Below are 22,821 nucleotides of genomic sequence, written 5' to 3'. Positions count from 1 at the left end.
TGCCACCCCACGTCCTTCATGCTAAAGGCGAATTCATGGCTTCGATCTTGTCAAATATTCTCTCGATCTTCACCGGCGGCGGCGCATCGACGGCGGGTGCGGAAAAGACCGGCGATTCCTCCGTCACCGCTGAGCCGCAGGTGCATAACGGCTGCACGATCTATGCGACGCCGCAGCGCGAGGGCAATCAGTTCCGCCTGATGGGCCGGATCGAGAAGGAAGTGAACGGCGAGGTGCTGGTGCGCAATTTCATCCGCGCCGATGTTTTCACCTCATCCGACGATGCGCTTGAATCGACCTTCCGCAAGGCGCAGCAGATCATCGACCAGAACGGTCCGTCCCTGTTCGGCGATGGCGAGAAGGTGCGCCAGGTCTGACGCAGGATTTGGCCAGCAAATTGGAACGATAAAGGCCGCCGAATGGCGGCCTTGTTGTTTGTGGTCTTTGTTTGCGTTTACGCCGTGCGGAAAAGCTTGGCACCCGAGGGAGCGCTGGTCGCGCCGCCATCGACGGTGATTTCGATGGCCGTGACGTTTCGGGAGTCATCCGATGCGAAGTAGAGCGCAGCCCTGGCGATCTCGTCGGCTTCGCTCATGCGGCCAAGCGGGCTCAGGCTGCCGAAGCGTGCTTCCAGCGCATCCTTGGCCTCTTCCGTCATCGCCCGTGTGTTCCAGATCGGCGTCTTGGTGGCACCGGGCGTCACCTGGTTGACGCGGATGCCGCGCGGAGCGAGTTCGGATGCCAGGTTGCGGGTCATGGCGCGGACGGCACCCTTGGTGCCGGCATAAGCGGAATAGCCGGGGATACCGAGAACAGCGTGCACGGAGCCGTTCAGGATTACCGATGCGCCGTCGTTCAGATGCGGCAACGCAGCCTGCACCGTGAAGAAGACGGCGGTGAAGTTGGTGCGTACCACCGTCTCGAACTGCTCAAGCGTGGTCTTTCCAACGGCAGTTTCGCCGGCAATCCCGGCATTGGCGAAGACGATGTCGAAATTGCCGAGCTTTTCAGCGGCTTCGGCGAAAGCTTTCTCAGTGGCTGCAACGTCGGTGACGTCGACCTGCAGTGCCAAGACATCGCCGCCAAGCTCCTCAACGGCGGCGGCAAGGGTCTTCGGATTGCGGCCGGTGATGGCGACCTTGGCGCCTTCGGCGAGGAAGAGGCGGGCAGTGGCGAGGCCAATGCCGCTGTTGCCGCCGGTGATGATGGCAACCTTGTTCTTGAGACGCATGTTCGTAGCTCCTATTGGCTTTGACGGTGATCTGGATTATGATCGCTCGCTATAAGGATTATGTTTATAATCCAGTTTCGTCAAGTCGGATCGAGGAGATTTTTCGATGGGCCATTCTCAGTTGGAGAAGCAGAAGACGCATGAGCGCATCGTGACGCTTGCCGCCAAGCGCCTGCGGGAGGAGGGGCTCGAGGGTATCGGCGTTGCTGATTTGATGAAGGAAGCGGGCCTGACGGTAGGCGGTTTCTATAAGCATTTCGCCTCCCGAGACGAGCTGGTGGCCGAAGCCGTTCAGGCGGCGGTCGAGTCATGGCGGCGGCAGTTGGAAGAGAAGGGGATCGATCCGGCGGATATTTCTCTGGAGAACTATGCCGACGATTATCTCAGCACGCGCCATCGCGACCACCGCGGCGACGGCTGTGCCTATGCTGCGTTGACGGCCGATATCGCCCGCAGCGGCGATGCCGTTCGCGCGATCGCGACGGAAGGAATACGGAAAAACATCGCCTCGATGACGGCGCGCATGCCGCAAACCGATACAGCGGACGCGCGGCGCAATGCCATCATCGCCTCGTGCCTGATGACCGGCGCGGTTGGCCTTGCACGCATTGCAAACGACGAGGAATTTTCCCGCGAAATTCTGGAGGCTGCGCGGAGCTTCGTGAAGGAACTGGCAACAGACAACGGGAAATAAAAAAGCGGCCGGTGGGGACCGGCCGCTCACAAAGAATTGATCGTTTTGGAAGCTTAGGCTGCCAGTGCCAGCTCGGTTGCGCGAGCCTGGGCAGCACCGATTGCCTTTTCAGCGGCTTCCGGACCGAAGGCGAGGCCCTCGACATAGACGGTCTCGACGTCGGAGATGCCGATAAAAGCGAGAACGGACTTCAGGTAGGGAACGGCATGGTTCAACGGAGCGGCCGGGCCTTCGGAATAGACGCCGCCGGAAGCAAGAACGATGTAGGCCTTCTTGCCGGTTACCAGACCCTTCGGACCGGTTTCCGTGTAGGTGAAGGTGCGGCCGGCGCGGGCGATGTTGTCGATCCAGCTCTTCAGCGAGGAATAGATGTTGAAGTTGATCAGGCCGGTGCCGATGACGACGGTGTCGGCAGCAAGCAGCTCGTCCACCAGTTGGTCGGAAATCTTCACGGCTTCGGTCTGTTCAGGCGTGCGAGCCTCGGCCGGCGTGCGGATGGCGGCGGTGAAGAGTTCATCGATATGCGGCAGGCCACTAGCGGCGAGATCGCGATGGACGATCGTCTTGCCCGGGTTCTGGGCCTTAATCTTGTCGGCAAGCTCGCTGGCGATCTTGGTGGAGAGCGAGTCGGAGCGCGGGCTGGACGTCAAAAGCAGAATGGAGGACATGGTCGTGTTCCTTTTCAATGGGTTGCGAGAGCCAGGTAGGGGGCCGGCCATCGTTCGAGAAGAGAAATAAGTCTGCAGTGCCATCGAAAAAACTGTGATAATATGGATTGGAATTATCGATAGAATGGATGGCCACAAATGCTTCCCAATCCGACCCTCGACCAGTTGCAGGTCTTTTTGACCGTTGCCGAATCCGGCAGCTTTTCCGCAGCCTCGCGCACGCTCAATCGCGCACAATCGGTCATCAGCTACACGATCGCCAATCTTGAGGCCCAGCTTGAGCTGCCATTGTTCGAGCGTTCCGGCTCCCGTCAGCCGACGCTAACGGATGCGGGCAGAGCGATGCTGGAGGATGCGCGCCGTATTCTCGCCGATCTCGGCGTGATGCGAGCACGTGTCAAAGGCTTGAAGGCGGGGCTCGAAGCGGAAGTGGCGGTCGCCATCAGCGTTATGGTGCCGACGAACGCGACGGTCGACGTGCTGAGCGAGTTTCGCGATCGCTTCCCACTTGTCTCGCTACGGCTCGACACCGGCGAACTCGGCACGATGATGGAACTTGTCGCCAGCGGCAAGTCGACGATCGGCATTGGCGGCGCGGTGCCGAATCAGGATGATTCGCTCGTCATCGAGCGCATCGGCCACTCTTTCATGATTCCGGTAGCCTCGCCCCGTCATCCGCTCGCCCAAATCGGGCGACCATTGACACTTGCCGATGTGCGAGAGGAGGTGCAGTTGGTCGTGACCGATGCCTCCGGTCTCACGAGTGGCAAGGATTTCAACGTCCTGTCCTACAAGATCTGGCATGTCAGCGATATCGCGACCAAGCATCAGTTGATGCGTGGCGGCCTCGGTTGGGGCGGGCTGCCGGCGTCGCTCATTGTCGAGGACCTGCAGAAGGGCCGCTTGGTGCCTCTGGCCCTCGATGCGTATGACCAGAGCGAGTATCCGATCTATGCCGTTCACAAGCTTGCCAACCCTCCGGGTCCCGCCGCTGCCTGGATGATCGAAGCCTTCAGCTCGCGCCTTTCAAAGTGCCCGAACCAAACGGATTTCAAGGCCGCGTTCGAAATGTTTCATCCGAACGACAAGCAGTTGGCGGCGGAGTGATCAAGCTCCTTCGTCAGCAAATGCGGGAGAAGCTGGCCAAAGCTGTGCCTGGGCCTCTCCCCGCCATGCGGGGAGAGGGAGCGACCGGGACTAAAGAACCAGCCGGAAATTATGGAAGCCGTCGGTACCTTCGCCGGCCTCCTCGATCTTCACGCTTTTCACCTGGGCAAGGAAATCCTTGGCCTTGGGTGAGCTTTGGAAGAGGACCGTCGTGCCCGGCAGCGGCTTGAAGGTCCAGTTGCCGTCAGCGGTCGGATTGATCGTGCCCTGGTCATGCACATAGCGGACGATGACGTCGCGGTTGGTATCCGGAGCCTGGTAGACGACCTTATCGGAAGCGATTTCCGGGAAGTTGCCGCCGCCGCCGGCGCGATAATTGTTGCTGACCACCAGGAACTTCTGAGCCGGGTCGATCGGCTTGCCCTCGAACTGCAGGTTCTGGATGCGGTTGGCGTCGGCATTCAACACCTTGCCGTCGTCGCCGAAGCGGCGCGGCTGGGAGATGTCGATCTGATAGGTGACGCCGTCGATGACATCGAAGTTATAGGACGGGAAGCTGTTGTTGATCAGATCCGCATCCTTTGCGCCCGGCTGGACCTGATTGAACATTGCCGCCGACATTTCCAGCCAGTTCTTCACTTGGGCGCCGTTGATGATGACCGCCTGCACCGTGTTCGGATAGAGATAGAGGTCGGCGACATTCTTGATGGCGATATTGCCGGCCGGAACGTCGGTATAATAATCGGCGCCGTTGCGCCCGCCGCATTTGAAGGGCGCAGCCGCCGAAAGCACCGGCAGATCCTTATACTGCGTCTCTTTCAGCATGTTCTTGATGTACCAGACCTGCGCCTGGCTCACGACCTGCACCGACGGATCGTCGGCGACGAGCGCGAAGTAGGAGTAGAGCGGCGCGGAGGTTTTGCCGACCGGTGTGCGGACATAGGTCAGCGTCGCCTCATGCTCGGCCTTTGCGGCTTCCACGACTTCCTTCTTGTCGGCGACATCGGCGATGACCTTCTTCTTGTCGTCGCGATGATAGATCGGCCGCGCCTCGGAAGTGAAGTCGACTATCTTCCAGCTCTTGCCGTCCTTTTCCAGGAGCAGGTCGATCAGACCGAGATGCGAGCCCCAGAAGCCTGCCATGACAGCCGGCTTGCCATGCAGCGTGCCCTTGACCGGATCGGCATCCTTGATGCCGTCCCAGGTCTTCGGACCGGGGAAGACGAGGTGCTGGTGACCGGTGAAGATCGCGTCGATGCCAGGAACGGCGGCGACGTAGAGCGAGGCGTTTTCCATTTTGTCGGCCGGGCCGCTGCCGTCGATGCCGGAGTGGGAAAGCGCAATCACGATGTCGGCGCCTTGTTCCTTCATCACCGGTACCCAGGCCTTGGCAGCCTCGACGATATCACGCGTCTGTGCCTTGCCTTCGAGATTCTTGATATCCCAGAGCATGATCTGCGGCGGCACGAAGCCGATGAAGCCGATCTTGATCGTATTCTCATTGCCGGCGCCGGCCTTGATCTTCTTTTCGAGGATCAGATAGGGCTTGAAGAACAGGTCGTCCTTCTTCGGGTCGGAAGCGAGCTGACCCTTGGTCAGATTGGCGCAGACGAAGGGGAAGTTCGCACCGCCCAGCACCTTGAACATGAAGTCGAGGCCATAATTGAACTCGTGATTTCCGAGCGTGCCGACCTCATAGCCGAGCGTGTTCATCGCCTTGATGACGGGATGGACGTCGCCGTCCTTCATGCCGTGCTGATAGGCCATGTAGTCGCCCATCGGGTTGCCCTGCAGCACGTCGCCATTGTCGATCAGCAGCGAGTTGGTGGCCTCGGCGCGGATGTTGTCGATGATCGTTGCCGTGCGCGACAGCCCCATCGTGTCGTTCGGCTTGTCGGCATAGTAGTCGTAAGGGAAGACGTTGACGTGAATGTCTGTCGTTTCCATGAGCCGCAGATGCGCTTGGTTGCTGGCCGCGCGGGCTGCGAAAGGATGCAGCACGATCAGCGCGGCCGTGGCGCTAAGACCCTGCAGCAAAGAACGGCGCGACATGCTGGGCAATTCCAGAATGGAAGACATGAAACACTCCTTCAACAATGAATCCCTCATCCCTCGATCGTCTCGAAGGGTGAGGGAGATTAAGACGAATTTTGAAGGTGTGCACCACGAATATGACAGGCTTATTGTGGTCCCGGCCGCCCGAGAGCGAAGAAGCCGTCAGCGTTTGAGAACTGGCTGTATGTCCTTGTGGAAAAAGCGGAAATAGGAGGCGACCTGAGCCGCCGCATTGGACGAGGGATCGAATTCGATGCCGATCCGGCCGCTATGGGTCCATCGCACGATGCCGTCCAAGATGCCGATCTCGTCGCATTCGACACGGACCTTGCTGCCGGCGGCTGCATGGATCGGCGACTGCAGGTCGAGCGCAATGCCGCCGGTGGAAATATTGACAACGCGGCCGGTAACCGCCTTGGCGAAATACCGGACTCGACCCATCAGACGCGCACGCTTGCGCGGGGAACGCCTCGCTTTGATTTTCAGATTGCTCTCGGTGAGCGGTTTTGAAATCGGGTGCATGACTAACCTCAATGCATATACCTGACGACACCGGATAGCAGGCAGGCGTTGAAAGGTGCTTAGAACGATCGCTAAAATTGACATGATCCGTTCCGAATCGGGACCGGTTGCTTTTAAAGTTTTCAACTCTGGGCATTTCCGTGCGGATCGAGCGCGGGAATTGGGGAAAGAGCAATGACGTTGCGCATCGTTTCGCTGAATGTATGGGGCGGCCTGCTGTATGAGCCGCTGATGCGATATCTGGTCGAGGTCGACGCGGATGTCCTATGCCTGCAGGAAGTCGGGCGCACCGCCGGTGCGCAGTCCGAATGGTTGATTTATCGCGATCATGACGTCGAGCTTGCGCAACGGGCCAATCTCTTTGAAGAGATCAGCGCAGCGCTTCCGGCATACGACGCCTTCTTCAGCCCGACGGCGCGGGGTGATCTCTTCGATGGCGATCGGCGGATCGCGTCCGAATTCGGCCTGGCAACCTTTGTGCGCAGATCCTATCCGGTCATCGGTCAGGCCTCGGGTTTCGTGCATGGGACATTCTCGGCGGACGGCTGGGGTCCGCATCCGCGGTCGCGCAATGCCCATTGCATTCGCATCTTCGATTACAAAGGTGGCTTCCCCGTCACCATCGCGCAGATGCATGGCCTGCGTGATCTTGAAGGCAAGGGCGATACACTGGCGCGTCGTCATCAAGCGGACGCGTTGGTGGAACTCATCCGGCATGTTCACCAAGGCGATGAGCGGCTGGTCGTATGCGGCGACTTCAATGTACTGCCGGGGAGCGTAACCTTCGATGCCCTGAGCGCATTCGGGCTTTCCGACCTCGTCACCTCGCGCGGCCACCGCGACACGCGGACCTCCTATTATCGCAAGGAGCCGCGTTTTGCCGACTATATGCTGGTGACATCGGCCGTGGAGGTGATTGCATTCGACGCTGTCGCTGAGCCCGAAGTCTCCGATCACCGCGCCTTGCTGCTGGATCTGCGATAGTTCGGCCTTCCGCGCTTAGAGCCCGACATTCGGCCGGTCGATGATTTCGCGCAACGCAAAGCTGGAATTGATCTTCACCACATGCGGCAAGGCGGAGAGCCAGTCGCGGTGTATGCGTTCGTAGTCTTCGAGGTCGCGCGCGGCGACGCGCAGGATATAATCATATTCGCCGGACATGAGATAGCAGACGAGCACGTTTGGACAGCGTTTCACCGCCGTTTCGAATTCCGATAGAGTCTTGGCGAACTGGCCGGACAACGAGATGTGCACGATGGCGATCATCTTGTAGTCCAGGGCCTTGTGCGACAGCCGTGCATGATAGCCGCCGATCACGCCGTCCTTCTCCAGAATGTCGAGCCGGCGCGAGCAGGCGGAGGGCGATAGGCCGACCTTTTCGGCAAGCTCGGCATTGGTGATCCGGGCGTTCTGTTGAAGCACGCGCAAAATCGAACGATCGATGGTGTCTATGTCAGGCATTCGAAGATCCTTCGAAAAATTTCGCTTTGACGCAATAATCCACGAAAAAAGCCGGTTCGGCAAATTGTCTTTGCAAGGACATTTCAGAGCGAAGGTGGTCTCATTCGTACCGGAACAGTTGCAAACCGAATAAGCATTCAGGGAGAAGCAAAATGCGCGTTGGTTGTCCGAAAGAAATCAAGAATCATGAATATCGTGTGGGTCTGACGCCCGCATCCGTTCGCGAATATGTTGCCCACGGTCATGAGGTCTGGGTCGAGACCAAGGCCGGCGCCGGCATCGGGGCCGATGATTACGCCTATATTGCTGCGGGCGCCAAGATCGCCGCCACCGCCAAGGACATTTTCGAAAAGTGCGACATGATCGTGAAGGTGAAGGAGCCGCAGCCCTCCGAATGGGCGCAACTGCGCGACGGCCAGCTTCTCTATACCTATTTGCATCTCGCGCCCGATCCGGAACAGACCAAGGGCCTCATCGCCTCCGGCGTTACCGCCATCGCCTATGAAACCGTCACCGATGAGCGCGGCGGCCTGCCGCTGCTTGCGCCGATGTCGGAAGTCGCGGGCCGTCTGTCCATCCAGGCGGGCGCCACCGCGCTGCAGAAAGCCAATGGCGGTCTAGGCATCCTGCTTGGCGGTGTGCCCGGCGTCCTGCCGGCCAAGGTCGCCATCATCGGCGGCGGTGTCGTCGGCCTTCATGCCGCTAAGATGGCGGCGGGGCTTGGCGCCGATGTCAGCATTCTCGACCGTTCGCTGCCGCGCCTGCGCCAGCTCGACGATATCTTCAACGGCCGCGTTCATACGCGCTATTCCAGCATCCAGGCCTTGGAGGAAGAGGTCTTTGCCGCCGATCTCGTCATCGGCGCCGTGTTGATCCCCGGTGCAGCGGCGCCGAAGCTCGTCACGCGTGAAATGCTCTCCGGCATGAAGAAGGGCGCCGTCATCGTCGACGTCGCCATTGACCAGGGCGGCTGCTTCGAAACCTCGCATGCCACCACCCATTCCGAACCCACCTATGAGGTCGAAGGCATCGTGCATTATTGCGTCGCCAACATGCCTGGCGCGGTTCCGGTCACCTCGGCGCATGCGCTGAACAATGCCACCCTCCATCACGGTCTTGCCCTCGCAGATCGCGGCCTGCGCGCCATCACCGAGGATAAGCACCTGCGCAACGGCCTTAACATCCACAAGGGCCGCGTCACCAACAGGCCCGTCGCCGAAGCGCTCGGCTATGAAGCCTTCGCTCCGGAAAGCGTCTTGAACGTAGCGTAAATCCCATCGCGCTGCGTTGGATGGAAGCGCCGGCATTCTGAGATGCCGGTGCTTCTTCTATTGAGCTACGCCCGATCGATCCGGCACTGGTAGCAATTGTTGCGTGCCGAGCGGACATGCACATAGGCGATGCCTTCACGGCTCAGGAGTTCGGCCGCATAGACTTTGATGTCGCCGGTCGGCGTCACGGCGCCGGTGCCGTAGACGATGCGGTTGTTTTCGCCATAGCCCCGCACGACAAAATCTGCGCTTGTGGTTAGTATGGGCGGCAGGACTTCCACGGCTTCATAACGCCGGCAGGGCGCTTTATGCAGGAAAACCGGCCCCGTCTCGGCATAGGGCTGCAACTCCGGAAAGGGCCGATAGGCGAAGACATAGAGCTCTTGGCTGGCATCGATGTTCCGCAGACAGTGGCGGCAGGGATGACCCGGACCATCAGAGATCGTTGTCTCCGGCCGGTGATCATAGGCATCCACGCCGCCGTTCCAGAGTGTTTCGGCATCCGCCGTTGGCATGGCGGCAAAAGCGATGGACATGACAAATCTCCTTCTTTGCGATTTGTCATGTGATGCGCCGCGATGGCGGGAGAAGCCACCCGATTCCTGCGGCTAGCCTTTCTTCGCCAAGTCCAGCAATTCCTTGTCGCTCAGCGGCCTAACGATGCCTTCGCCGGTCGAGACGGGGGAGAAACCGAACATCTGGTAGAGCTGAAGCGCCCGCGGATGGTCGAGATTGTTGGTGGTCGTGGTGATGCGTTGCGGGCTTAGCGTCCACATGGCGTAGAGCGCCTGCAACAGGAACCATTTGCCGATGCCGAGCCCGAGAGCATGCTCGATCAGGCCGAAATGGCTGAGCTCGATCGTTTCCTCATCCTCGCGGAAATATTCGAAGAAACCGGCCGGCGCGCCGTTGACATAGAGCACGCTGATATCGTTGCGCTGGTCGTGCAGAACGGCCGCCAACTCCTCGTCGTGCATACGAAGCCGATCGACCCAGTGCCAGCGCGCGCCGACCTGGCGGTAGAGATAGCGGTAAAAGGGCAGGGGAATGCCGGGCGAGCGCATGATCGCCGTCTGGATGTTGACGGGCACAGGTAAGCTCGCCTTGGGCGGCGCGGTCATTTCCAGCCGGGTGATATGGACTTTGAGCGAAGATGGCGTTTTCACGGGGACGGTGCCGCTCAGTCTTTGCCGGTGACGATAGGTGTATCCGGCCGGCTGCCCCATTCCGACCATGAGCCGTCGTAGAGCCGGTTGGCGCCATGGCCGAGCGATTCCAGCGCCAGCGTGATGATGGCGGCGGTAATCCCGGAGCCGCAGGTCGTCACGACAGGCTTTTCAAGATCGATACCAGCCTTCTCGATCGTTTCGCGTAGTTCCGGCAAGGACTTGAACTTGCCGTTCACCGCAAAGCTGCCAGACGGCAGGCTTTTGGCGCCGGGCATGTGGCCGGAGCGCATGCCTTCGCGCGGCTCCGGTTCGGTCGCGGCGAAACGGCCGGCGCTGCGGGCATCGGCGATCTGAAGCAAGCGCTTATCAACAATCTCGCGCATCTCATCGAAGGGGACAATGCGGGCTGCATTGAAATTCGGCTTGAAGGTGGCAGATGCATGTGCGGGCAGGGCGGTTTCCAGCGGTCGTCCTTCGGCCTTCCAGCCGTCCAGGCCGCCGTCGAGCACGAAGACATTCGCAGCGCCCATGACCACATGAAACAGCCACCAGACTCGCGGCGATGCGAAGATGCCCGGGCCGTCATAAACCACGATGCGATCCGTCTCGCTGATGCCGAGCTTGCCGACCTCGGCTGCGAAGACTTCCGGCGAAGGCGCCATATGCGGCAGGCCGGCGGAGTGATCGGCGATCTTGTCCTGATCGAAGCGGATCGCGCCGGGAATATGGCCGCTGGCATATTCGGCATCGGCATCGCGCTTTTGCGCGGGCAGATAGAAGGATGCATCGAGGATCCGCAGATCCTTGGCGCCCAATTCGCTCTGCAGCCAATCGGCCGATACGACGAAACGGCTCTTCTCCGCTGTCATGATGATCTCTCCCTGATTTATATCGGGCCTTGTTTATTGCAGAAAGCGCGGCTCAAACTTCGTCGGTGGGCGTGCCGAAACGGATGCGGAAGCGGCGGTTCTCCTTGCCCTTTTTCTCAATCTTGGCGATGTAGATGGCCCCGACTTCCTGCGTCTCCGACACATGTGTGCCGCCGCAGGGCTGGCTGTCAATGGCGGAGTTCTCGCCGATGCAGACTAGGCTGACGCGGCCAAGTCCGATCGGCGGGCGCACATTCTTCGACTTGACGATACCCGGATTGGCTGCAAGCTCCTCATCCGTGATCCATTGGACGAAAACCGGATGGTTCTCGTTGACGAGTGCCATCATCTTCGCCGTCACCTCGTCCTTGTCGATCGTCTCGCTCATGTCGAAATCGACGCGGCTTTCGTCTTCGCCGACCGCAGCACCTGTGATCGGATATTGGCAGACGACCGAGAGCAGATGGCAGGCTGTGTGCATACGCATCAGCCTGTAACGGCGCGGCCAGTCGACATGCATCACCAGCTTCTCGCCAACAGCGGGCGACGCTTCGCCTCCCTGCGGCACATGGATGATGATATCCTTTGTCGCCCCATGCTTGGTCTGGCCAAGCGCAATTTTCGAACCATCGGCGCGCTCGAAAAAACCGGTATCGCCCGGCTGTCCGCCGGACGTCGCGTAGAAGCAGGTTTGATCGAGCTCGATGCCCCCATCCTCGTGAATTGCGGTTACGACAGCTTCGGCGGTCGAGAGATAGAAATCGTCACGATAAAGGGCATTCACCGACATGGATCACGCGAGGTTTTCGTAAGGAACAGGAATATCGGACGTCGTCGTCAGATATGCCGGCAGCGGCAGCCCCTTCGACCTCAGGAAATCGGGATTGAAAAGCTTGGACTGATAGCGATTGCCATAGTCGCAGAGGACGGTCACGATCGTATGGCCGGGGCCGAGATCCCTTGCAAGGCGTACGGCGCCGGCAATGTTGATTGCCGTCGAGCCGCCGAGGCAGAGACCTTCGTGTTCGACCAGATCGAAGACATAGGGAAGGGCTTCGGCATCGGTGATCTGATAGGCGAAATCGGGCTTAAAACCTTCGAGATTCGCCGTCACGCGGCCCTGGCCGATCCCTTCGGTGATCGAAGAGCCGGAGGATTTCAGCTCGCCGTTTTTGTAGAATTCGTAAAGCGCGGCCCCTTCAGGATCGGCGATGCCAATCTTGATGTCCTTGTTGAAGCCATGCAGGCCCATGGCGACACCCGCCAGTGTACCGCCGGAGCCGACCGAGCAGATGAAACCGTCGATCTTGCCATTGGTGTCGGCCCAGATTTCCTTGGCGGTCGTTTCGATATGCGCCTGGCGATTGGCGACATTGTCGAATTGGTTCGCCCAGATGGCGCCGTTCGGCTCGGTCTTAGCCAACTCCGCGGCAAGCCGGCCGGAAACTTTCACGTAGTTGTTGGGGTTCTTGTAGGGAACCGCCGGCACTTCCACCAGCTCGGCGCCGAGCAGCCTCAGCGCGTCCTTCTTTTCCTGGCTCTGTGTTTCCGGAATGACGATGACGGTGCGGTAGCCGAGTGCCTTGGCAACCACCGTCAGGCCGATGCCGGTATTGCCCGCGGTCCCCTCGACGATGACGCCGCCGGGCTTCAGCAGACCTTTCCTCTCGGCATCGCGGATGATGTAGAGCGCGGCGCGATCCTTGACCGACTGGCCGGGGTTCAGGAACTCCGCCTTGCCGAGGATGGTCGAGCCCGTCGCCTCGGAGGCACCCTTGAGTTTGATCAGTGGCGTATTGCCGATCGCTTCTAGGACGGAGGGATGGACGGTCATGGAATCTCTGCCTTCTGTTCAAGACTACTGTAAGAACGGTCTTTTCCCTTCACAAGGCGGCATAGGCAAGAAATTCTGTTCCACGCTCCTCTTCCACGCCGCAAAATTCAACTTGCGATATGAAACCAGTTTACAAAGCGCCGTGAAAACCCGCTCTTCCGCGCCGTCTGCGAGGATTTCGACCATGCCGCCTTACCTTGGCCGAAAGCGGCCACAATGATGCGCTAGTTCTAAAATGCTGAGGAAGATCGCCCGAAGGCTGCCTTGGGCAGGTCGCCAGCCAAGGAGAAAAAAACATGCGCCCATTCATTGCCCGTCCTGAACATGGAGCGATCTGGATCACAGGCGCCAGCTCCGGGATCGGCCGGGCGCTGGCATTGAAGCTCGCGGGCGAGGGTTACAAGGTTGCCGTCACCGCCCGCCGCCACGACAAGCTGCTGGAGCTGCAGGCGGAAGCACAGGAACTGCCTGGCAGCATCATCGTGCTCGACGGGGATGTCACCAATGCCGAGGATATGGAGCACACGGTCGCGGCGATCGAATATCAACACGGGGGTCTGGCGCTGGTGGTTCTCAATGCCGGCATCTATCTGCCGGCGCGGGGCGAGGATCTGAACCATGAGGTTTTCGACCGCAGCTTTGCCGTCAATCTCCACGGCGTCGTCAATTGTCTGGTGCCGGCCGTGCGCCACATGAGGGCGCGCGGATATGGGCAGATCGCCATCGTCTCCTCGGCGGCTGGCTATGGCGGGGTTCCCGCGGGCGCAGCCTACGGCGCCACCAAGGCCGCCCTGATCAACATGGCTGAAAGCCTGAATTTCGAACTTGACCGCATGGGCATTCATATGCAGCTCGTCACCCCCGGCTTCGTCGATACGGCGCTGACGGGGAAAAACAAGTTTTCCATGCCGGGGCTGATATCGGCCGAGGATGCGGCCAAGGCGATCGCCGCCGGTTTGAAATCGCCGGCGTTCGAAATCACCTTTCCGAAGAGCTTCACCTACCGGGCAAAATTGCTGAACTTCCTGCCCTATAGCCTTTATTTTCGTATCATCCGGCGTATCATCGACGGCCGTCGCCCGTCGCGCGCTGCCGGCCATCATCCCAATCCGCATCCGGCGGAATAGTCGCGAAGCGTCCACTTGCCGAAAAGCTTGTGCGCTGCACAATTCGCCGGGCCTTGTCACCTATTTGTAATGCAAGTTCGCTAGCAGTCCAGCGAACTGACAGGCCCAGAATTGACAGGCAGGAAAGCGCAAGATGGCAGAGATCCGGATCGAGCAAGTTCGCAAGGCCTATGGACGCAATCAGGTCGTGCATGGCGTCGATCTGACCTTCCGTTCCGGAGAATTCGTCGTCATTCTCGGCCCTTCCGGATGCGGCAAATCCACCCTGATGCGCATGATTGCCGGTCTCGAGGATATCACGTCGGGCGAAATCATCATCGATGGCAAGGTCGTCAATCAGCTCGAGCCGCGCGAGCGCGGCTGCGCCATGGTCTTCCAGAACTACGCGCTCTATCCGCACATGGATGTCGCCGCCAACATGGGCTACGCACTGAAAGTGGCCGGTGTGCCGCGCGAAGAACGTGAACGTCGCATCAGGGAAACGGCCCGCATCGTCGGCCTGGAAGACTTCCTCGCCCGCAAACCGTCCGAACTTTCGGGCGGCCAGCGCCAGCGCGTCGCCATGGGCCGCGCCATCATCCGCGAACCGAAGGTCTTCCTCTTCGACGAACCGCTCTCCAACCTCGACGCCAAGCTGCGCGTCCAGATGCGCGTTCAAATCCGCCGCCTGCACAAGCGGCTGTCGGCCACCTCGGTTTTCGTCACCCACGATCAGGTCGAGGCCATGACGCTCGCCGATAAGCTGGTGGTGATGTACAAGGGCAATGTCGAGCAGGTTGGCACCCCACTCGAGGTCTACAACGCGCCGCGCACCCGTTTCGTCGGTTCCTTCATCGGTTCGCCGGCAATGAATTTCCTTGAAGGTTCCTTCTCGGCAAATGGCGAGCAATTTATCTTCGACGGCCTGCCGATCGCCGTCGACGCCAATATCGGCAAGCGTCAAGCCGGCCTGCCGGTTACGCTCGGCATCCGCCCGGAACATGCGCGCCTCGTGCCGGCCGGCACGCCGGGCGCCGTTCCTGCCACGGTGGATTTCGTCGAAGAACTCGGCGCCGGCCGCGTCATCCACTGCGACATCAACGGCTCCAGCTTCGCCATTGCCGTTGCCGACCATACCACGGGACAGACGGGTGATGCCGTCGGCCTGGAGATTCCCCAACAGCATACGCATCTTTTCGCCCAGGACACCGGCCTGCGGCTCGATACTATTGCCTCGGTCACGCCTCTCAAGGTCGCCGCAAACTAATTTTCAAACATCAATTTTCAGCAGGAACGCCCGGAAATCCCTACCGATTTCCGGGCTTTTTATTGCCTGGAGCATCCCGCTTTCACATGGGATCACTTACAAGCGCTAAAATGCCCCAGATTCAAACGACGAGAGCGCTTGCGTTCAATGAACGCAAGCGCTCTCGTCAGTAGGCGGGCTGCTGTAAGGCTGCCGCACTCCTCCCTAAGGAAACGCGGCAGGCAATCCGATCATTTCTCGGTGGCGATGAGACCGCGAACGAACCAGCGCTGCATCAGCACGACGACGGCAAGCGGCGGGATCATGACGATCAGCGTGCCTGCCATGGCGATGTGCCATTCGGGAAGGCCACCGACGTTCGGGATGAGCTGCTTGAGTTCGGTGACCGCCGTCGCATGCGACGGATCGGTGGTGACCAGCAGCGGCCAAAGATACTGGTTCCAGGCCCAGAGGAACATGATCGTGCCGAGCGCGGCCATATTGGTGCGCGACAGCGGCAGCAGGATGTCGAAGAAGAAGCGCATTGCTCCGGCGCCGTCCATGCGCGCGGCTTCGGTCAGCTCGTCCGGTATCGTCAGGAAGAACTGACGGTAGAGGAAAGTTCCGGTCGCTGTAGCAACCAGCGGCAGGATCAAGCCGAGAGAGGAGTTAAGCAGCCCCAGATCCAGCGACACCTGAATGCCCGTGGCCTTCTCTATGAGCCAGGTGATGCCGGTGATGTCGAGAAGCCCCTGATAGGGCGACAGGACGTTTGCTATGACCGCATAGGTCGGCACGATACGCACTTCGAGCGGTAGCATCAGCGTTATGAAGACCAGCCAGAAGATGAAATGGCGCCCGGGATACCGGAAATAGACGAGCGAAAAAGCGGTGAGCGCCGAAACGATCACTTTGCCCGCCGCCACACCGCTGGCAAAGATCAGGCTGTTCAGCAGCTTGGGGCCAAGATTGGCAGTCGTCCACGCCGTTTTTATATTGATCCAGAAATCTGTGCCAGGGATCAACGACATTGGCACGCGATTGACGTCGGCAAGATTGTGGGAAGCAGCGATCGCCACGATGGCTATCGGTCCCACGGCCGCAATGAAGCCGATGAACAAGATCAGATGGGTGAAGAAATTGAGAATAGGTGTGCGCTCGACCATGTCAGCCTCAACGGTAATGCACGCGCCGCTCGATGAAGCGGAACTGGAAGATGGTGAGCACGATGATCAGCAGCATCAGAATGATACTTTGTGCTGCCGCGCCGGAAAAATCGAGGCCTTTGAAACCATCGGAATAGATCTTGTAGACCATGAGATTGGTTGAGTTATGCGGGCCGCCGGAGGTCATGATGTCGACGATGCCGAACGAATCCTGGAAGCTCTCGGTGATGTTGATCACCAGCAGGAAGAAGATCGTCGGCGTGATCAGCGGGAACTGAATATCCCAGAAACGCCGGATCACGCCCGAGCCGTCCATCGCCGCTGCCTCGATCAATGAGCGCGGAATGGCCTGAAAGGCCGCGAGGAAGAAAATGAAGCTGTAGCCGATATATTTCCACGTGAAGGCGGCAATGATGGTGGCCATGGCATCGGCACCGTTGAGACCCGGATCCCAGAAACCCGGCCAAAAGTGATTGACGACGGACATGAAACCGGCTTCCGGGGCCAGGATGAAGCGGAAGGCCATTGCCGAAGCGGGCGCCGCGATGCCGTAAGGCCAGATGAGCACGACGCTGTAGAACTTTGAGCCTCTAAGCTGCCGGTCCGTCAATGCGGCGAGCACCACAGCGACGCCCATGGAAAGACTGGTGCTGATCGCGGCGAAGATGATGCTGATCGTAACCGAGTTCCAGTAATCCGTATTGGCGAGAATCGATTTGAAGTTATCGAGCCCGACCCAGATATTGCCGCCGCCCCAGGGCTGCTGCAGTGTCAGCGACCAGAAGATCGCCTGACCAGCCGGCCAATAGAAGAAGGTGAAGATGAGGAGGAGTTGCGGCACTGCGAACAGGATGCCGACGCTCCACTTGCTGAAAGTCGTACGCTTTTCCATTGCTTCTTCCGGCTTGGACCCACGAGCGCCATGCGGTCATCGGAACACGCAAAGGACGCTCTACCTTTTGAATAGAGAACATCTTGTCCGCTTCAGATGAAACCAACTGAAAGCGGGATATTCTCATACCATTTGCGGTCATAGCGAACGTCCGCCGGGATTTCCCGGCGGACGTCGTCTATTCATGGGCTAACTGCTTACGGCAGTTGCTTGCCCTTGTAGGTAGCTTCGAAGCGCTCGAGAACAGCATTGCCGTTCTTGACGAGGTTATCGATGCCTTCCTGGACGCTGACCTTGTTGGCGAAGATGGCCTGCATCTGGTTGCCGAATTCGGCGCGGATCTGCGTGAAGTTGCCGAGGCGGACGCCGCGGGTGATCGGGGTCGGCTCGGAAGCGGTCAGGCTGGCGATTGCGACTTCGCGGCCCTTGTAGGGAGCCTTGTCGTAGAAGCCGCTGGCCTTCATGTAGTCGAAGCCAGACTTCTTGACCGGGATGTAGCCGGTGTTGGTCGACCAGAAGAGGGCGGTCTCGGGCTTGCCGATGAAATCGAGGAACGCTGCAGCGCCCTTGTATTCGTCAGCCGACTTGCCGGAGAGAACCCACAGCGATGCGCCGCCGACGAGCGAATTCTTGCGCTCGGTGCCAGCGTAGACCGGGAGTTCAGCAACATCCCAGTTCATGCCGGCCTTCTGCGTCTTGCCGACAGTGCCATGGTCGCCGACCGAGGTCATGATCATCTGGCAATCGCCCGCTGCAAAGGCCTGGACCATGTCCTGGCCGAGATCCTTCGACTTGATCTTGATGAGACCGGCGTCGTACCAGCTCTTGAGGTCGGTAACATATTTGACGAACTTGGTCTTGTTGACGGTCAGGCGGGCGTCGAGGCCGTCATAGCCATTGTTCTGGGTAGCGACCGGCTCATTATGGATGGCCGAGAACTGTTCCATCAACTGCCAGCTTTCGTTGCCGGAGATATTGATGGCCATCGGGCAATCATAGCCAACGCCCTTCAGCGCCTTCATGTCGTCGGCGGCTTCCTCCCAGGTCTTCGGAGCGGCGGTCTTGCCGATCTTGGCGAAGGCGTCCTTGTTCCAATAGAGCAGGGCGGTCGAGGAGTTGAACGGGAAGGAAAGCAGTTCACCCTTGGAGGTGGCGTAGTAGCGGGCGATACCCGGGAAATAGTCGTCCCAGTTAACCTTGTAGCCGTTTTCCGACATCAGCTTGCTGACCGGATAGTAGGCGCCAGAGAGCATCATGGTTGCCGTGCCGACGTCATAAACCTGCACGATTGCCGGCTGCTTGCCAGCGCGGAAGGCGGCAATGGTGTTCTGCAGAGCAGCGTCGTAATTGCCCTGGCTGACGCAGGCGACCTGGTAATCGGTTTGCGAATTGTTGAAGTTCGTGCACATCGTCTGAACGACACGCTCCAGATCGCCGGAAAGGCCGAACCAGAAATCGAACTTGATCGGAGCAGCAGCAACCGGCAGGGCCAGCGCTAAGCTCATGACGCCGGCGGCAGCCGCCGAAATGCAGTTATAAAATTTGGACATATCCCTATTTCCCTTTGAAAGCTCGGAACCGGTGGCCTTGGGCAAGTTCGCGGCAGCGGCGTTATAGACAAGCTGTGTGACAGTTTGTTTGTGGGCGGAAACCTCGCGTCCGCATGCAGTTTTGCGCCTTTGCGGTCGCTTTTAAAGGGCTACGACGGATTAATTCGTTAGGAGGGGGAGACGGCGCTTTAAGTGTAGAATAAGGTGCGCCTAATATTTCGATATCGAGAGGAGTCGCGCATGGATCATCGATCCCGGCGCCTCATCAGGATGGAACGATATATAATGAGGGAGCTGCTGCTGATCATGGCGGCGCTCACGGTGATGGCGCTCGGCCCTTTGGCGCTGCTGATCGCGGGATATTGAGGAGCGCAAACCAGTCGCGGGCTCTCCTTGCCGCGCACCCTGATCGTATGCATGATCATCCCGACATCGGTAACAAAGGCGTTGGGGAGCGGATCAATGGGCCGAAGCGAGAGACAGAAGATGGCGGCGGGAGAATGGTATTGCTGCCTTGATCCGGAACTCGATGGTTTGCGCACACTTGCCCGGGAAGCTGTGCATCAGCATAACACCATGTCCCCCGGCCAGCGCGCCGGGATCGGTCCTGCGCTGTCGGTGCTTTTTGCTGATGTGGCAGAGCGCGTATTCATCGAAGCGCCGTTTCATTGCGCCTATGGCATGAACATCTCGATCGGCCCGCGCGTCTATCTTAATGCCGGCTGCACCATTCTCGATACCGCCCCGGTGCGCATCGGCGAAGGCTGTATGCTGGGGCCGGGTGTTCATATATATTGTGCCGAGCACCACAAGGATCCGGCACAGCGGCGCGCGGGGCTGGAACTCGCGCGGCCGGTCGAAATCGGCAGCGATGTCTGGATCGGTGGCGGCGCCATCATCCTTGGCGGTGTAACCATCGGCGATGGTGCGATCGTCGGAGCAGGCGCGGTCGTCACTAAGAATGTCGAGGCGGGCACGACGGTAATCGGCAATCCCGCGAGAGCCTTGGTCGCAAAATAGGCAATGGATCTCAATCTATGGGGCGCTGCCGTTTCGTCCACCACACAGCAAGACGGCGTCGCCAGCGCCGTGCGATCGGCAGATCATGCGACAACACGATGAAGCCGAGCGGCAACATCCAGAAGCCGAGGATCGGGAGGAAGCCGAGAAGACCACCGAGGATCAACGCAAGGCCGATACCAAGGCGGGCAAGCCTCGATTGCGGAAGCGGAATACGAATGGAGCCAATGATGAGCTCATGTGTGGTATGATCTATTCCGAAACGCCGCGCTTTTCCGTTGCCCGCGCGATCGGTCTTTTCTTGGGGTCTGCCTTGATCGGTCATCCACAGGAAATGGTAAGGCGAGGAAATAATACAAGGGAAATGGATTTTTTTGAAAAAACTGCTTGGCAAATCGGGAAAGCATTTGTATTACCCCGCTCACACCGCGCCAAGCGGTATTCCCTGGTAGCTCAGCGGTAGAGCATTCGACTGTTAATCGACAGGTCGCCGGTTCGAATCCGGCCCGGGGAGCCAGTTTTTAAGAGCCACATTCACCTCGTCGGGAATGTGGCTTTTTCATTTTCAGCCATTTCAGTCCGTGCCGATTGGCTTCACGCGGCCCCGATGGCGGCTTTTTCTTGCGGCCAGGCATGGCCTTCTGACTCACATATTCGTGACATCCGGCCGCTCTCGAAAATGTGAGGACACATTCATGTACCGTTAATCTGAATCGGCGCATGTACGACATGCGCTATCGCGCAGCATATTCCCCCAAATGCTTTAGAGGTTCGAAATGAAAAATCTGATTCTTGCTTCCGCCGTTGCTCTGGCTTCCTTCGTCGGCATCAGCACGCAGTCCGAAGCGGCCACGATTGTGCATGTCGACAACCATCATCATCACCACTGCGTTGTGGAGGCCGTACGGCATCACGTTCACGGCCATTGGGTCGTCCGCAAGGAACGCGTCTGCCGTTGATCCGGTAGCAGTTTCGAGCCGCCGGCCTTTTTCGTCGGCAAGATAAGCCCGGCCGTTGCCGAATGTTCGGCAACGGCCGGATGTTTTTGGGCATAGGGACACTAATTCGCTCCGCAAGCGCCGCAGCGTTGGCGAGCCAGGGATTACCGGATTTCGAAGTAGATGCCTCCATGGCGATGGTGGTGGCGGCGGTAGCGCCAATCATCATCATCCCAATAGCGGCGGCGATCCCAGCGGCTATCGCGCCAATAGCGATGATGATAGTGACGATCACGCCAATATCGGCGTCCCTCGTACCAGTCCTGATTCCGTCGGGATCCGTGCTCCTGAACCAGAATCACGCCGGAAACGTTAGGCGAGCGCGAGTTTGTCAACGGCATTGCCGTTGTTGGAACCGCGGCTGCCAATACTGTTCCGATGGTAAGCGAGGCGGCCAGAGCTATCGAAGCAAAGTGTGTCAAAGCATCGACTCCTTGTTGGACAAAACGTCCCTTGACGACGTTAACGCCGAGGAGGCGGCAATGTTCCCCTTTAAGGTTGACCTGCCAGTCAATTATAACGTGTGATATGACGCCATGATGAAATTTTGCATTGTGCCTACCGGAAGTGGCGTGGCCGGCTGTGCGGGTGAGGCATTAGGGTGAGTCGAGCGGCTATGGTCGGGCGATGATGGGCATAGAAAAGGGGCCTAGCAGGGAAAGCTAGGCCCCTCTCTTCTCTGATCGGAGGTCAATTCAGATCAGGTCAGAAGTTGCGTTCGAAGCGGAGGATGCCCGAGACGGTATCGTCCTTGGCATAGTCATAGTGAACGTAGGTCACTTCCGGCTCGATCAGCAGATCCTTGACCGGATTGAACTTGAGGTTCGAGGTTGCTTCGAAGATCTTCGAGTCGGTGTAGGCGAGCTGCACGTTCCACTTCAGCTTGTCGTTGAACGGAACGCCCACGCCACCCCAAACAGCCCAGTCGCCCCAGCCGCACTTGGATTCGTTCACAGTGCCGTTTGGCGCGGTGCAAGCAGAAATATCCTGGTTGGTACCGGCATATTTGTTGAGCTTGTCGCCATCGGTGTTCCAGCCGCCCATCAAGAAGGCAGTAAATCCACCGAAGTCAGCATCGACACGAGCCTTGATGGCGCCTTCTTCGACGATGGAGTCATAACCACCGACGACCTTGAAGGACCATGCACCGGCCTTGTAGCCGGCACCGGCAACGACGTCCGGAGCGTAGTGATCGGCCTTGTCATCGGTCCACCAGCTTGCGCCATAGGAAGCGCCCGAGCCACTGGAGTTGGAGTCTTCGAGCGAGACCACCGCCGTAAAGCCGTTGCCTGCATCGTAGTTGTAGGTCAACTGGTTCAGTTCGTATGGACCGTCATAGATCACGTCGTCGTTGATGACGTCGCCGGCGTAACCGATGTAGAGGTTGTAAGCCGAGTCCTTTTTGCCGACGGTAAAGCCACCGAGGCTGATGTAGGACCACAGCAGGTTGGTGCTCGTGGAGTTACCGTCGTTCCAGTCCCAACGAACGATGGTTTCGGTCTTCAACGGACCATATTCGGTGTCCGTCGCGGTGTCGACATTCAGCTCAGCGCGGGTGTGCCACAGCGTGCCCTGGTTGCTGACACGGTTGTAAGCATTGTACCACTCACCTTCGGTACGAACCTTGCCGCCGATCTTGAGGCAGGTTTCGGTACCCGGAATGAAGAAGTAGCCTGCACCGTAGGCGTCGCAGATGCGAACGTATTCGAGCGGCTCCGGCTCAGCGGCGACGATGGCGTCGGCTGCGTGAGCGCCGGATGCTGCTGCAAGCGCGGCAGCGGAGCCGAGAAGAAGGCTCTTGATGTTCATAAATAACTCCAATCTGTTCTGATTGGGCATGAGATATCGCGCCGAAAAAAGACGTGCCCAACCCCATCCCGTTCATGTTCCCTATCAGTAGGTGCGAAGTAATAAGCTTCACGAACTATTTCCTGAACCTGTCGCGCTGATTTGACAAGATAC

At 59.0% G+C, this 22,821-nt stretch carries 25 protein-coding genes and 1 tRNA gene; 11 read left to right on the top strand and 15 right to left on the bottom strand.

Features of this window, described 5'->3' with window-relative positions; all coding sequences use genetic code 11:
* Window positions 1-35 precede the first annotated feature (35 nt).
* Window positions 36-377 (top strand): HlyU family transcriptional regulator, encoded by a 342-nt coding sequence (locus QDY28_RS02410; RefSeq protein ID WP_331380122.1) that lies wholly within the window; start codon window positions 36-38, stop codon window positions 375-377.
* Between the two features lie 77 nt (window positions 378-454).
* On the opposite strand, the gene QDY28_RS02405 is transcribed toward QDY28_RS02410, so the two are convergent.
* Window positions 455-1,231: an SDR family NAD(P)-dependent oxidoreductase gene (locus tag QDY28_RS02405; protein WP_331380121.1), complete on the bottom strand. Its 777-nt coding sequence runs from the start codon at window positions 1,229-1,231 to the stop codon at window positions 455-457.
* A gap of 106 nt (window positions 1,232-1,337) precedes the next feature.
* Here QDY28_RS02405 and QDY28_RS02400 point away from each other — a divergent pair, with 106 nt between their 5' ends.
* Window positions 1,338-1,925 carry a TetR/AcrR family transcriptional regulator gene (locus tag QDY28_RS02400; protein ID WP_331380120.1) on the top strand — a complete coding sequence of 196 codons (588 nt, stop codon included), beginning with the start codon at window positions 1,338-1,340 and terminating at the stop codon, window positions 1,923-1,925.
* A gap of 53 nt (window positions 1,926-1,978) precedes the next feature.
* Here QDY28_RS02400 and QDY28_RS02395 read toward each other — a convergent pair whose 3' ends face one another.
* On the bottom strand, window positions 1,979-2,593 hold the full coding sequence (locus QDY28_RS02395) for an FMN-dependent NADH-azoreductase (protein WP_331380119.1): 615 nt from the start codon (window positions 2,591-2,593) through the stop codon (window positions 1,979-1,981).
* A gap of 138 nt (window positions 2,594-2,731) precedes the next feature.
* On the opposite strand from QDY28_RS02395, the gene QDY28_RS02390 reads away from it, so the two are divergent.
* Window positions 2,732-3,700 carry a LysR family transcriptional regulator gene (locus QDY28_RS02390; RefSeq protein ID WP_331380118.1) on the top strand — a complete coding sequence of 323 codons (969 nt, stop codon included), beginning with the start codon at window positions 2,732-2,734 and terminating at the stop codon, window positions 3,698-3,700.
* A 90-nt stretch (window positions 3,701-3,790) separates the two neighbouring features.
* Here the strand turns inward: QDY28_RS02390 and QDY28_RS02385 are convergent, their stop codons facing one another.
* Together QDY28_RS02385 and QDY28_RS02380 are read right to left on the bottom strand one after the other, a co-directional pair.
* Window positions 3,791-5,779 (bottom strand): bifunctional 2',3'-cyclic-nucleotide 2'-phosphodiesterase/3'-nucleotidase, encoded by a 1,989-nt coding sequence (locus QDY28_RS02385; RefSeq protein WP_331380117.1) that lies wholly within the window; start codon window positions 5,777-5,779, stop codon window positions 3,791-3,793.
* Window positions 5,780-5,917: 138 nt separating this feature from the next.
* Complete coding sequence (locus QDY28_RS02380) at window positions 5,918-6,277, bottom strand: PilZ domain-containing protein (RefSeq protein WP_331380116.1); 360 nt, start codon at window positions 6,275-6,277, stop codon at window positions 5,918-5,920.
* A gap of 174 nt (window positions 6,278-6,451) precedes the next feature.
* On the opposite strand from QDY28_RS02380, the gene QDY28_RS02375 reads away from it, so the two are divergent.
* Window positions 6,452-7,261, top strand: coding sequence for an endonuclease/exonuclease/phosphatase family protein (locus QDY28_RS02375; RefSeq protein ID WP_331380115.1), 810 nt, complete (start codon window positions 6,452-6,454; stop codon window positions 7,259-7,261).
* 15 nt (window positions 7,262-7,276) lie between these two features.
* Here the strand turns inward: QDY28_RS02375 and QDY28_RS02370 are convergent, their stop codons facing one another.
* Window positions 7,277-7,738, bottom strand: a complete 462-nt coding sequence (locus tag QDY28_RS02370; protein WP_107107856.1) for an Lrp/AsnC family transcriptional regulator — start codon at window positions 7,736-7,738, stop codon at window positions 7,277-7,279.
* 152 nt (window positions 7,739-7,890) lie between these two features.
* On the opposite strand from QDY28_RS02370, the gene ald reads away from it, so the two are divergent.
* Window positions 7,891-9,009 (top strand): alanine dehydrogenase, encoded by a 1,119-nt coding sequence (gene ald, locus QDY28_RS02365; RefSeq protein WP_331380114.1) that lies wholly within the window; start codon window positions 7,891-7,893, stop codon window positions 9,007-9,009.
* 65 nt (window positions 9,010-9,074) lie between these two features.
* On the opposite strand, the gene QDY28_RS02360 is transcribed toward ald, so the two are convergent.
* The 5 genes from QDY28_RS02360 to QDY28_RS02340 all read right to left on the bottom strand — a co-directional run bounded on the left by QDY28_RS02360 (window position 9,075) and on the right by QDY28_RS02340 (window position 12,881).
* Complete coding sequence (locus QDY28_RS02360; RefSeq protein ID WP_331380113.1) at window positions 9,075-9,545, bottom strand: DUF1203 domain-containing protein; 471 nt, start codon at window positions 9,543-9,545, stop codon at window positions 9,075-9,077.
* A gap of 72 nt (window positions 9,546-9,617) precedes the next feature.
* Window positions 9,618-10,130 (bottom strand): GNAT family N-acetyltransferase, encoded by a 513-nt coding sequence (locus QDY28_RS02355; RefSeq protein ID WP_331380429.1) that lies wholly within the window; start codon window positions 10,128-10,130, stop codon window positions 9,618-9,620.
* Between the two features lie 59 nt (window positions 10,131-10,189).
* Entirely contained in the window at window positions 10,190-11,047 is an 858-nt protein-coding gene (sseA, locus tag QDY28_RS02350; RefSeq protein ID WP_331380112.1) for a 3-mercaptopyruvate sulfurtransferase, read from the bottom strand.
* 52 nt (window positions 11,048-11,099) lie between these two features.
* Window positions 11,100-11,837: an alanyl-tRNA editing protein gene (locus tag QDY28_RS02345; RefSeq protein ID WP_331380111.1), complete on the bottom strand. Its 738-nt coding sequence runs from the start codon at window positions 11,835-11,837 to the stop codon at window positions 11,100-11,102.
* Window positions 11,838-11,840: 3 nt separating this feature from the next.
* Window positions 11,841-12,881: a cysteine synthase A gene (locus QDY28_RS02340; protein ID WP_331380110.1), complete on the bottom strand. Its 1,041-nt coding sequence runs from the start codon at window positions 12,879-12,881 to the stop codon at window positions 11,841-11,843.
* A gap of 296 nt (window positions 12,882-13,177) precedes the next feature.
* Between QDY28_RS02340 and QDY28_RS02335 the strand changes: the two genes are divergently transcribed.
* Together QDY28_RS02335 and ugpC are read left to right on the top strand one after the other, a co-directional pair.
* A complete protein-coding gene (locus QDY28_RS02335) occupies window positions 13,178-14,008 on the top strand; it encodes an SDR family NAD(P)-dependent oxidoreductase (protein ID WP_331380109.1) in 831 nt (276 codons plus the stop codon).
* 133 nt (window positions 14,009-14,141) lie between these two features.
* A complete protein-coding gene (ugpC, locus tag QDY28_RS02330) occupies window positions 14,142-15,254 on the top strand; it encodes a sn-glycerol-3-phosphate ABC transporter ATP-binding protein UgpC (RefSeq protein ID WP_331380108.1) in 1,113 nt (370 codons plus the stop codon).
* 230 nt (window positions 15,255-15,484) lie between these two features.
* Here ugpC and QDY28_RS02325 read toward each other — a convergent pair whose 3' ends face one another.
* The 3 genes from QDY28_RS02325 to QDY28_RS02315 all read right to left on the bottom strand — a co-directional run bounded on the left by QDY28_RS02325 (window position 15,485) and on the right by QDY28_RS02315 (window position 18,841).
* Window positions 15,485-16,399, bottom strand: a complete 915-nt coding sequence (locus QDY28_RS02325) for an ABC transporter permease subunit (protein WP_331380107.1) — start codon at window positions 16,397-16,399, stop codon at window positions 15,485-15,487.
* A gap of 7 nt (window positions 16,400-16,406) precedes the next feature.
* Window positions 16,407-17,291 (bottom strand): ABC transporter permease subunit, encoded by an 885-nt coding sequence (locus QDY28_RS02320; protein ID WP_331380106.1) that lies wholly within the window; start codon window positions 17,289-17,291, stop codon window positions 16,407-16,409.
* Between the two features lie 197 nt (window positions 17,292-17,488).
* Window positions 17,489-18,841 (bottom strand): extracellular solute-binding protein, encoded by a 1,353-nt coding sequence (locus QDY28_RS02315; RefSeq protein WP_331380105.1) that lies wholly within the window; start codon window positions 18,839-18,841, stop codon window positions 17,489-17,491.
* A gap of 240 nt (window positions 18,842-19,081) precedes the next feature.
* On the opposite strand from QDY28_RS02315, the gene QDY28_RS02310 reads away from it, so the two are divergent.
* Window positions 19,082-19,207, top strand: a complete 126-nt coding sequence (locus QDY28_RS02310) for a hypothetical protein (RefSeq protein ID WP_331380104.1) — start codon at window positions 19,082-19,084, stop codon at window positions 19,205-19,207.
* Between the two features lie 96 nt (window positions 19,208-19,303).
* Window positions 19,304-19,861 carry a sugar O-acetyltransferase gene (locus QDY28_RS02305; RefSeq protein ID WP_331380103.1) on the top strand — a complete coding sequence of 186 codons (558 nt, stop codon included), beginning with the start codon at window positions 19,304-19,306 and terminating at the stop codon, window positions 19,859-19,861.
* A gap of 10 nt (window positions 19,862-19,871) precedes the next feature.
* Here the strand turns inward: QDY28_RS02305 and QDY28_RS02300 are convergent, their stop codons facing one another.
* Window positions 19,872-20,186 (bottom strand): hypothetical protein, encoded by a 315-nt coding sequence (locus tag QDY28_RS02300; RefSeq protein ID WP_331380102.1) that lies wholly within the window; start codon window positions 20,184-20,186, stop codon window positions 19,872-19,874.
* Between the two features lie 117 nt (window positions 20,187-20,303).
* Here QDY28_RS02300 and QDY28_RS02295 point away from each other — a divergent pair.
* Window positions 20,304-20,378: transfer RNA gene (locus QDY28_RS02295), tRNA-Asn, on the top strand.
* A gap of 259 nt (window positions 20,379-20,637) precedes the next feature.
* Window positions 20,638-20,820 (top strand): hypothetical protein, encoded by a 183-nt coding sequence (locus QDY28_RS02290; RefSeq protein ID WP_331380101.1) that lies wholly within the window; start codon window positions 20,638-20,640, stop codon window positions 20,818-20,820.
* Between the two features lie 744 nt (window positions 20,821-21,564).
* Here the strand turns inward: QDY28_RS02290 and QDY28_RS02285 are convergent.
* Complete coding sequence (locus tag QDY28_RS02285; RefSeq protein WP_331380100.1) at window positions 21,565-22,668, bottom strand: porin; 1,104 nt, start codon at window positions 22,666-22,668, stop codon at window positions 21,565-21,567.
* Window positions 22,669-22,821: the final 153 nt, after the last annotated feature.

This window comes from Rhizobium sp. BR 362 (assembly GCF_036528765.1).
In the GTDB taxonomy this organism is placed as follows: domain Bacteria; phylum Pseudomonadota; class Alphaproteobacteria; order Rhizobiales; family Rhizobiaceae; genus Rhizobium.
The sequence above is the reverse complement of the archived record's forward strand: the minus strand, read 5'-3'. Positions and strand labels throughout refer to the sequence as shown.

Excerpts from the sequence above, each read along its gene's own strand:
- QDY28_RS02285 (WP_331380100.1), bottom strand. The coding sequence starts at position 22,668 with ATGAACATCAAGAGCCTTCTTCTCGGCTCCGCTGCCGCGCTTGCAGCA.
- QDY28_RS02390 (WP_331380118.1), top strand. The coding sequence starts at position 2,732 with ATGCTTCCCAATCCGACCCTCGACCAGTTGCAGGTCTTTTTGACCGTT.
- QDY28_RS02305 (WP_331380103.1), top strand. The coding sequence starts at position 19,304 with ATGGGCCGAAGCGAGAGACAGAAGATGGCGGCGGGAGAATGGTATTGC.
- ugpC (WP_331380108.1), top strand. The coding sequence starts at position 14,142 with ATGGCAGAGATCCGGATCGAGCAAGTTCGCAAGGCCTATGGACGCAAT.
- QDY28_RS02360 (WP_331380113.1), bottom strand. The coding sequence starts at position 9,545 with ATGTCCATCGCTTTTGCCGCCATGCCAACGGCGGATGCCGAAACACTC.
- QDY28_RS02335 (WP_331380109.1), top strand. The coding sequence starts at position 13,178 with ATGCGCCCATTCATTGCCCGTCCTGAACATGGAGCGATCTGGATCACA.
- QDY28_RS02325 (WP_331380107.1), bottom strand. The coding sequence starts at position 16,399 with ATGGTCGAGCGCACACCTATTCTCAATTTCTTCACCCATCTGATCTTG.
- QDY28_RS02400 (WP_331380120.1), top strand. The coding sequence starts at position 1,338 with ATGGGCCATTCTCAGTTGGAGAAGCAGAAGACGCATGAGCGCATCGTG.
- sseA (WP_331380112.1), bottom strand. The coding sequence starts at position 11,047 with ATGACAGCGGAGAAGAGCCGTTTCGTCGTATCGGCCGATTGGCTGCAG.
- QDY28_RS02380 (WP_331380116.1), bottom strand. The coding sequence starts at position 6,277 with ATGCACCCGATTTCAAAACCGCTCACCGAGAGCAATCTGAAAATCAAA.
- QDY28_RS02370 (WP_107107856.1), bottom strand. The coding sequence starts at position 7,738 with ATGCCTGACATAGACACCATCGATCGTTCGATTTTGCGCGTGCTTCAA.
- QDY28_RS02375 (WP_331380115.1), top strand. The coding sequence starts at position 6,452 with ATGACGTTGCGCATCGTTTCGCTGAATGTATGGGGCGGCCTGCTGTAT.
- QDY28_RS02310 (WP_331380104.1), top strand. The coding sequence starts at position 19,082 with ATGGATCATCGATCCCGGCGCCTCATCAGGATGGAACGATATATAATG.
- QDY28_RS02315 (WP_331380105.1), bottom strand. The coding sequence starts at position 18,841 with ATGTCCAAATTTTATAACTGCATTTCGGCGGCTGCCGCCGGCGTCATG.
- QDY28_RS02395 (WP_331380119.1), bottom strand. The coding sequence starts at position 2,593 with ATGTCCTCCATTCTGCTTTTGACGTCCAGCCCGCGCTCCGACTCGCTC.
- QDY28_RS02300 (WP_331380102.1), bottom strand. The coding sequence starts at position 20,186 with ATGACCGATCAAGGCAGACCCCAAGAAAAGACCGATCGCGCGGGCAAC.
- QDY28_RS02290 (WP_331380101.1), top strand. The coding sequence starts at position 20,638 with ATGAAAAATCTGATTCTTGCTTCCGCCGTTGCTCTGGCTTCCTTCGTC.
- QDY28_RS02345 (WP_331380111.1), bottom strand. The coding sequence starts at position 11,837 with ATGTCGGTGAATGCCCTTTATCGTGACGATTTCTATCTCTCGACCGCC.
- QDY28_RS02340 (WP_331380110.1), bottom strand. The coding sequence starts at position 12,881 with ATGACCGTCCATCCCTCCGTCCTAGAAGCGATCGGCAATACGCCACTG.
- QDY28_RS02355 (WP_331380429.1), bottom strand. The coding sequence starts at position 10,130 with ATGACCGCGCCGCCCAAGGCGAGCTTACCTGTGCCCGTCAACATCCAG.
- QDY28_RS02405 (WP_331380121.1), bottom strand. The coding sequence starts at position 1,231 with ATGCGTCTCAAGAACAAGGTTGCCATCATCACCGGCGGCAACAGCGGC.
- QDY28_RS02320 (WP_331380106.1), bottom strand. The coding sequence starts at position 17,291 with ATGGAAAAGCGTACGACTTTCAGCAAGTGGAGCGTCGGCATCCTGTTC.
- QDY28_RS02385 (WP_331380117.1), bottom strand. The coding sequence starts at position 5,779 with ATGTCTTCCATTCTGGAATTGCCCAGCATGTCGCGCCGTTCTTTGCTG.
- ald (WP_331380114.1), top strand. The coding sequence starts at position 7,891 with ATGCGCGTTGGTTGTCCGAAAGAAATCAAGAATCATGAATATCGTGTG.
- QDY28_RS02410 (WP_331380122.1), top strand. The coding sequence starts at position 36 with ATGGCTTCGATCTTGTCAAATATTCTCTCGATCTTCACCGGCGGCGGC.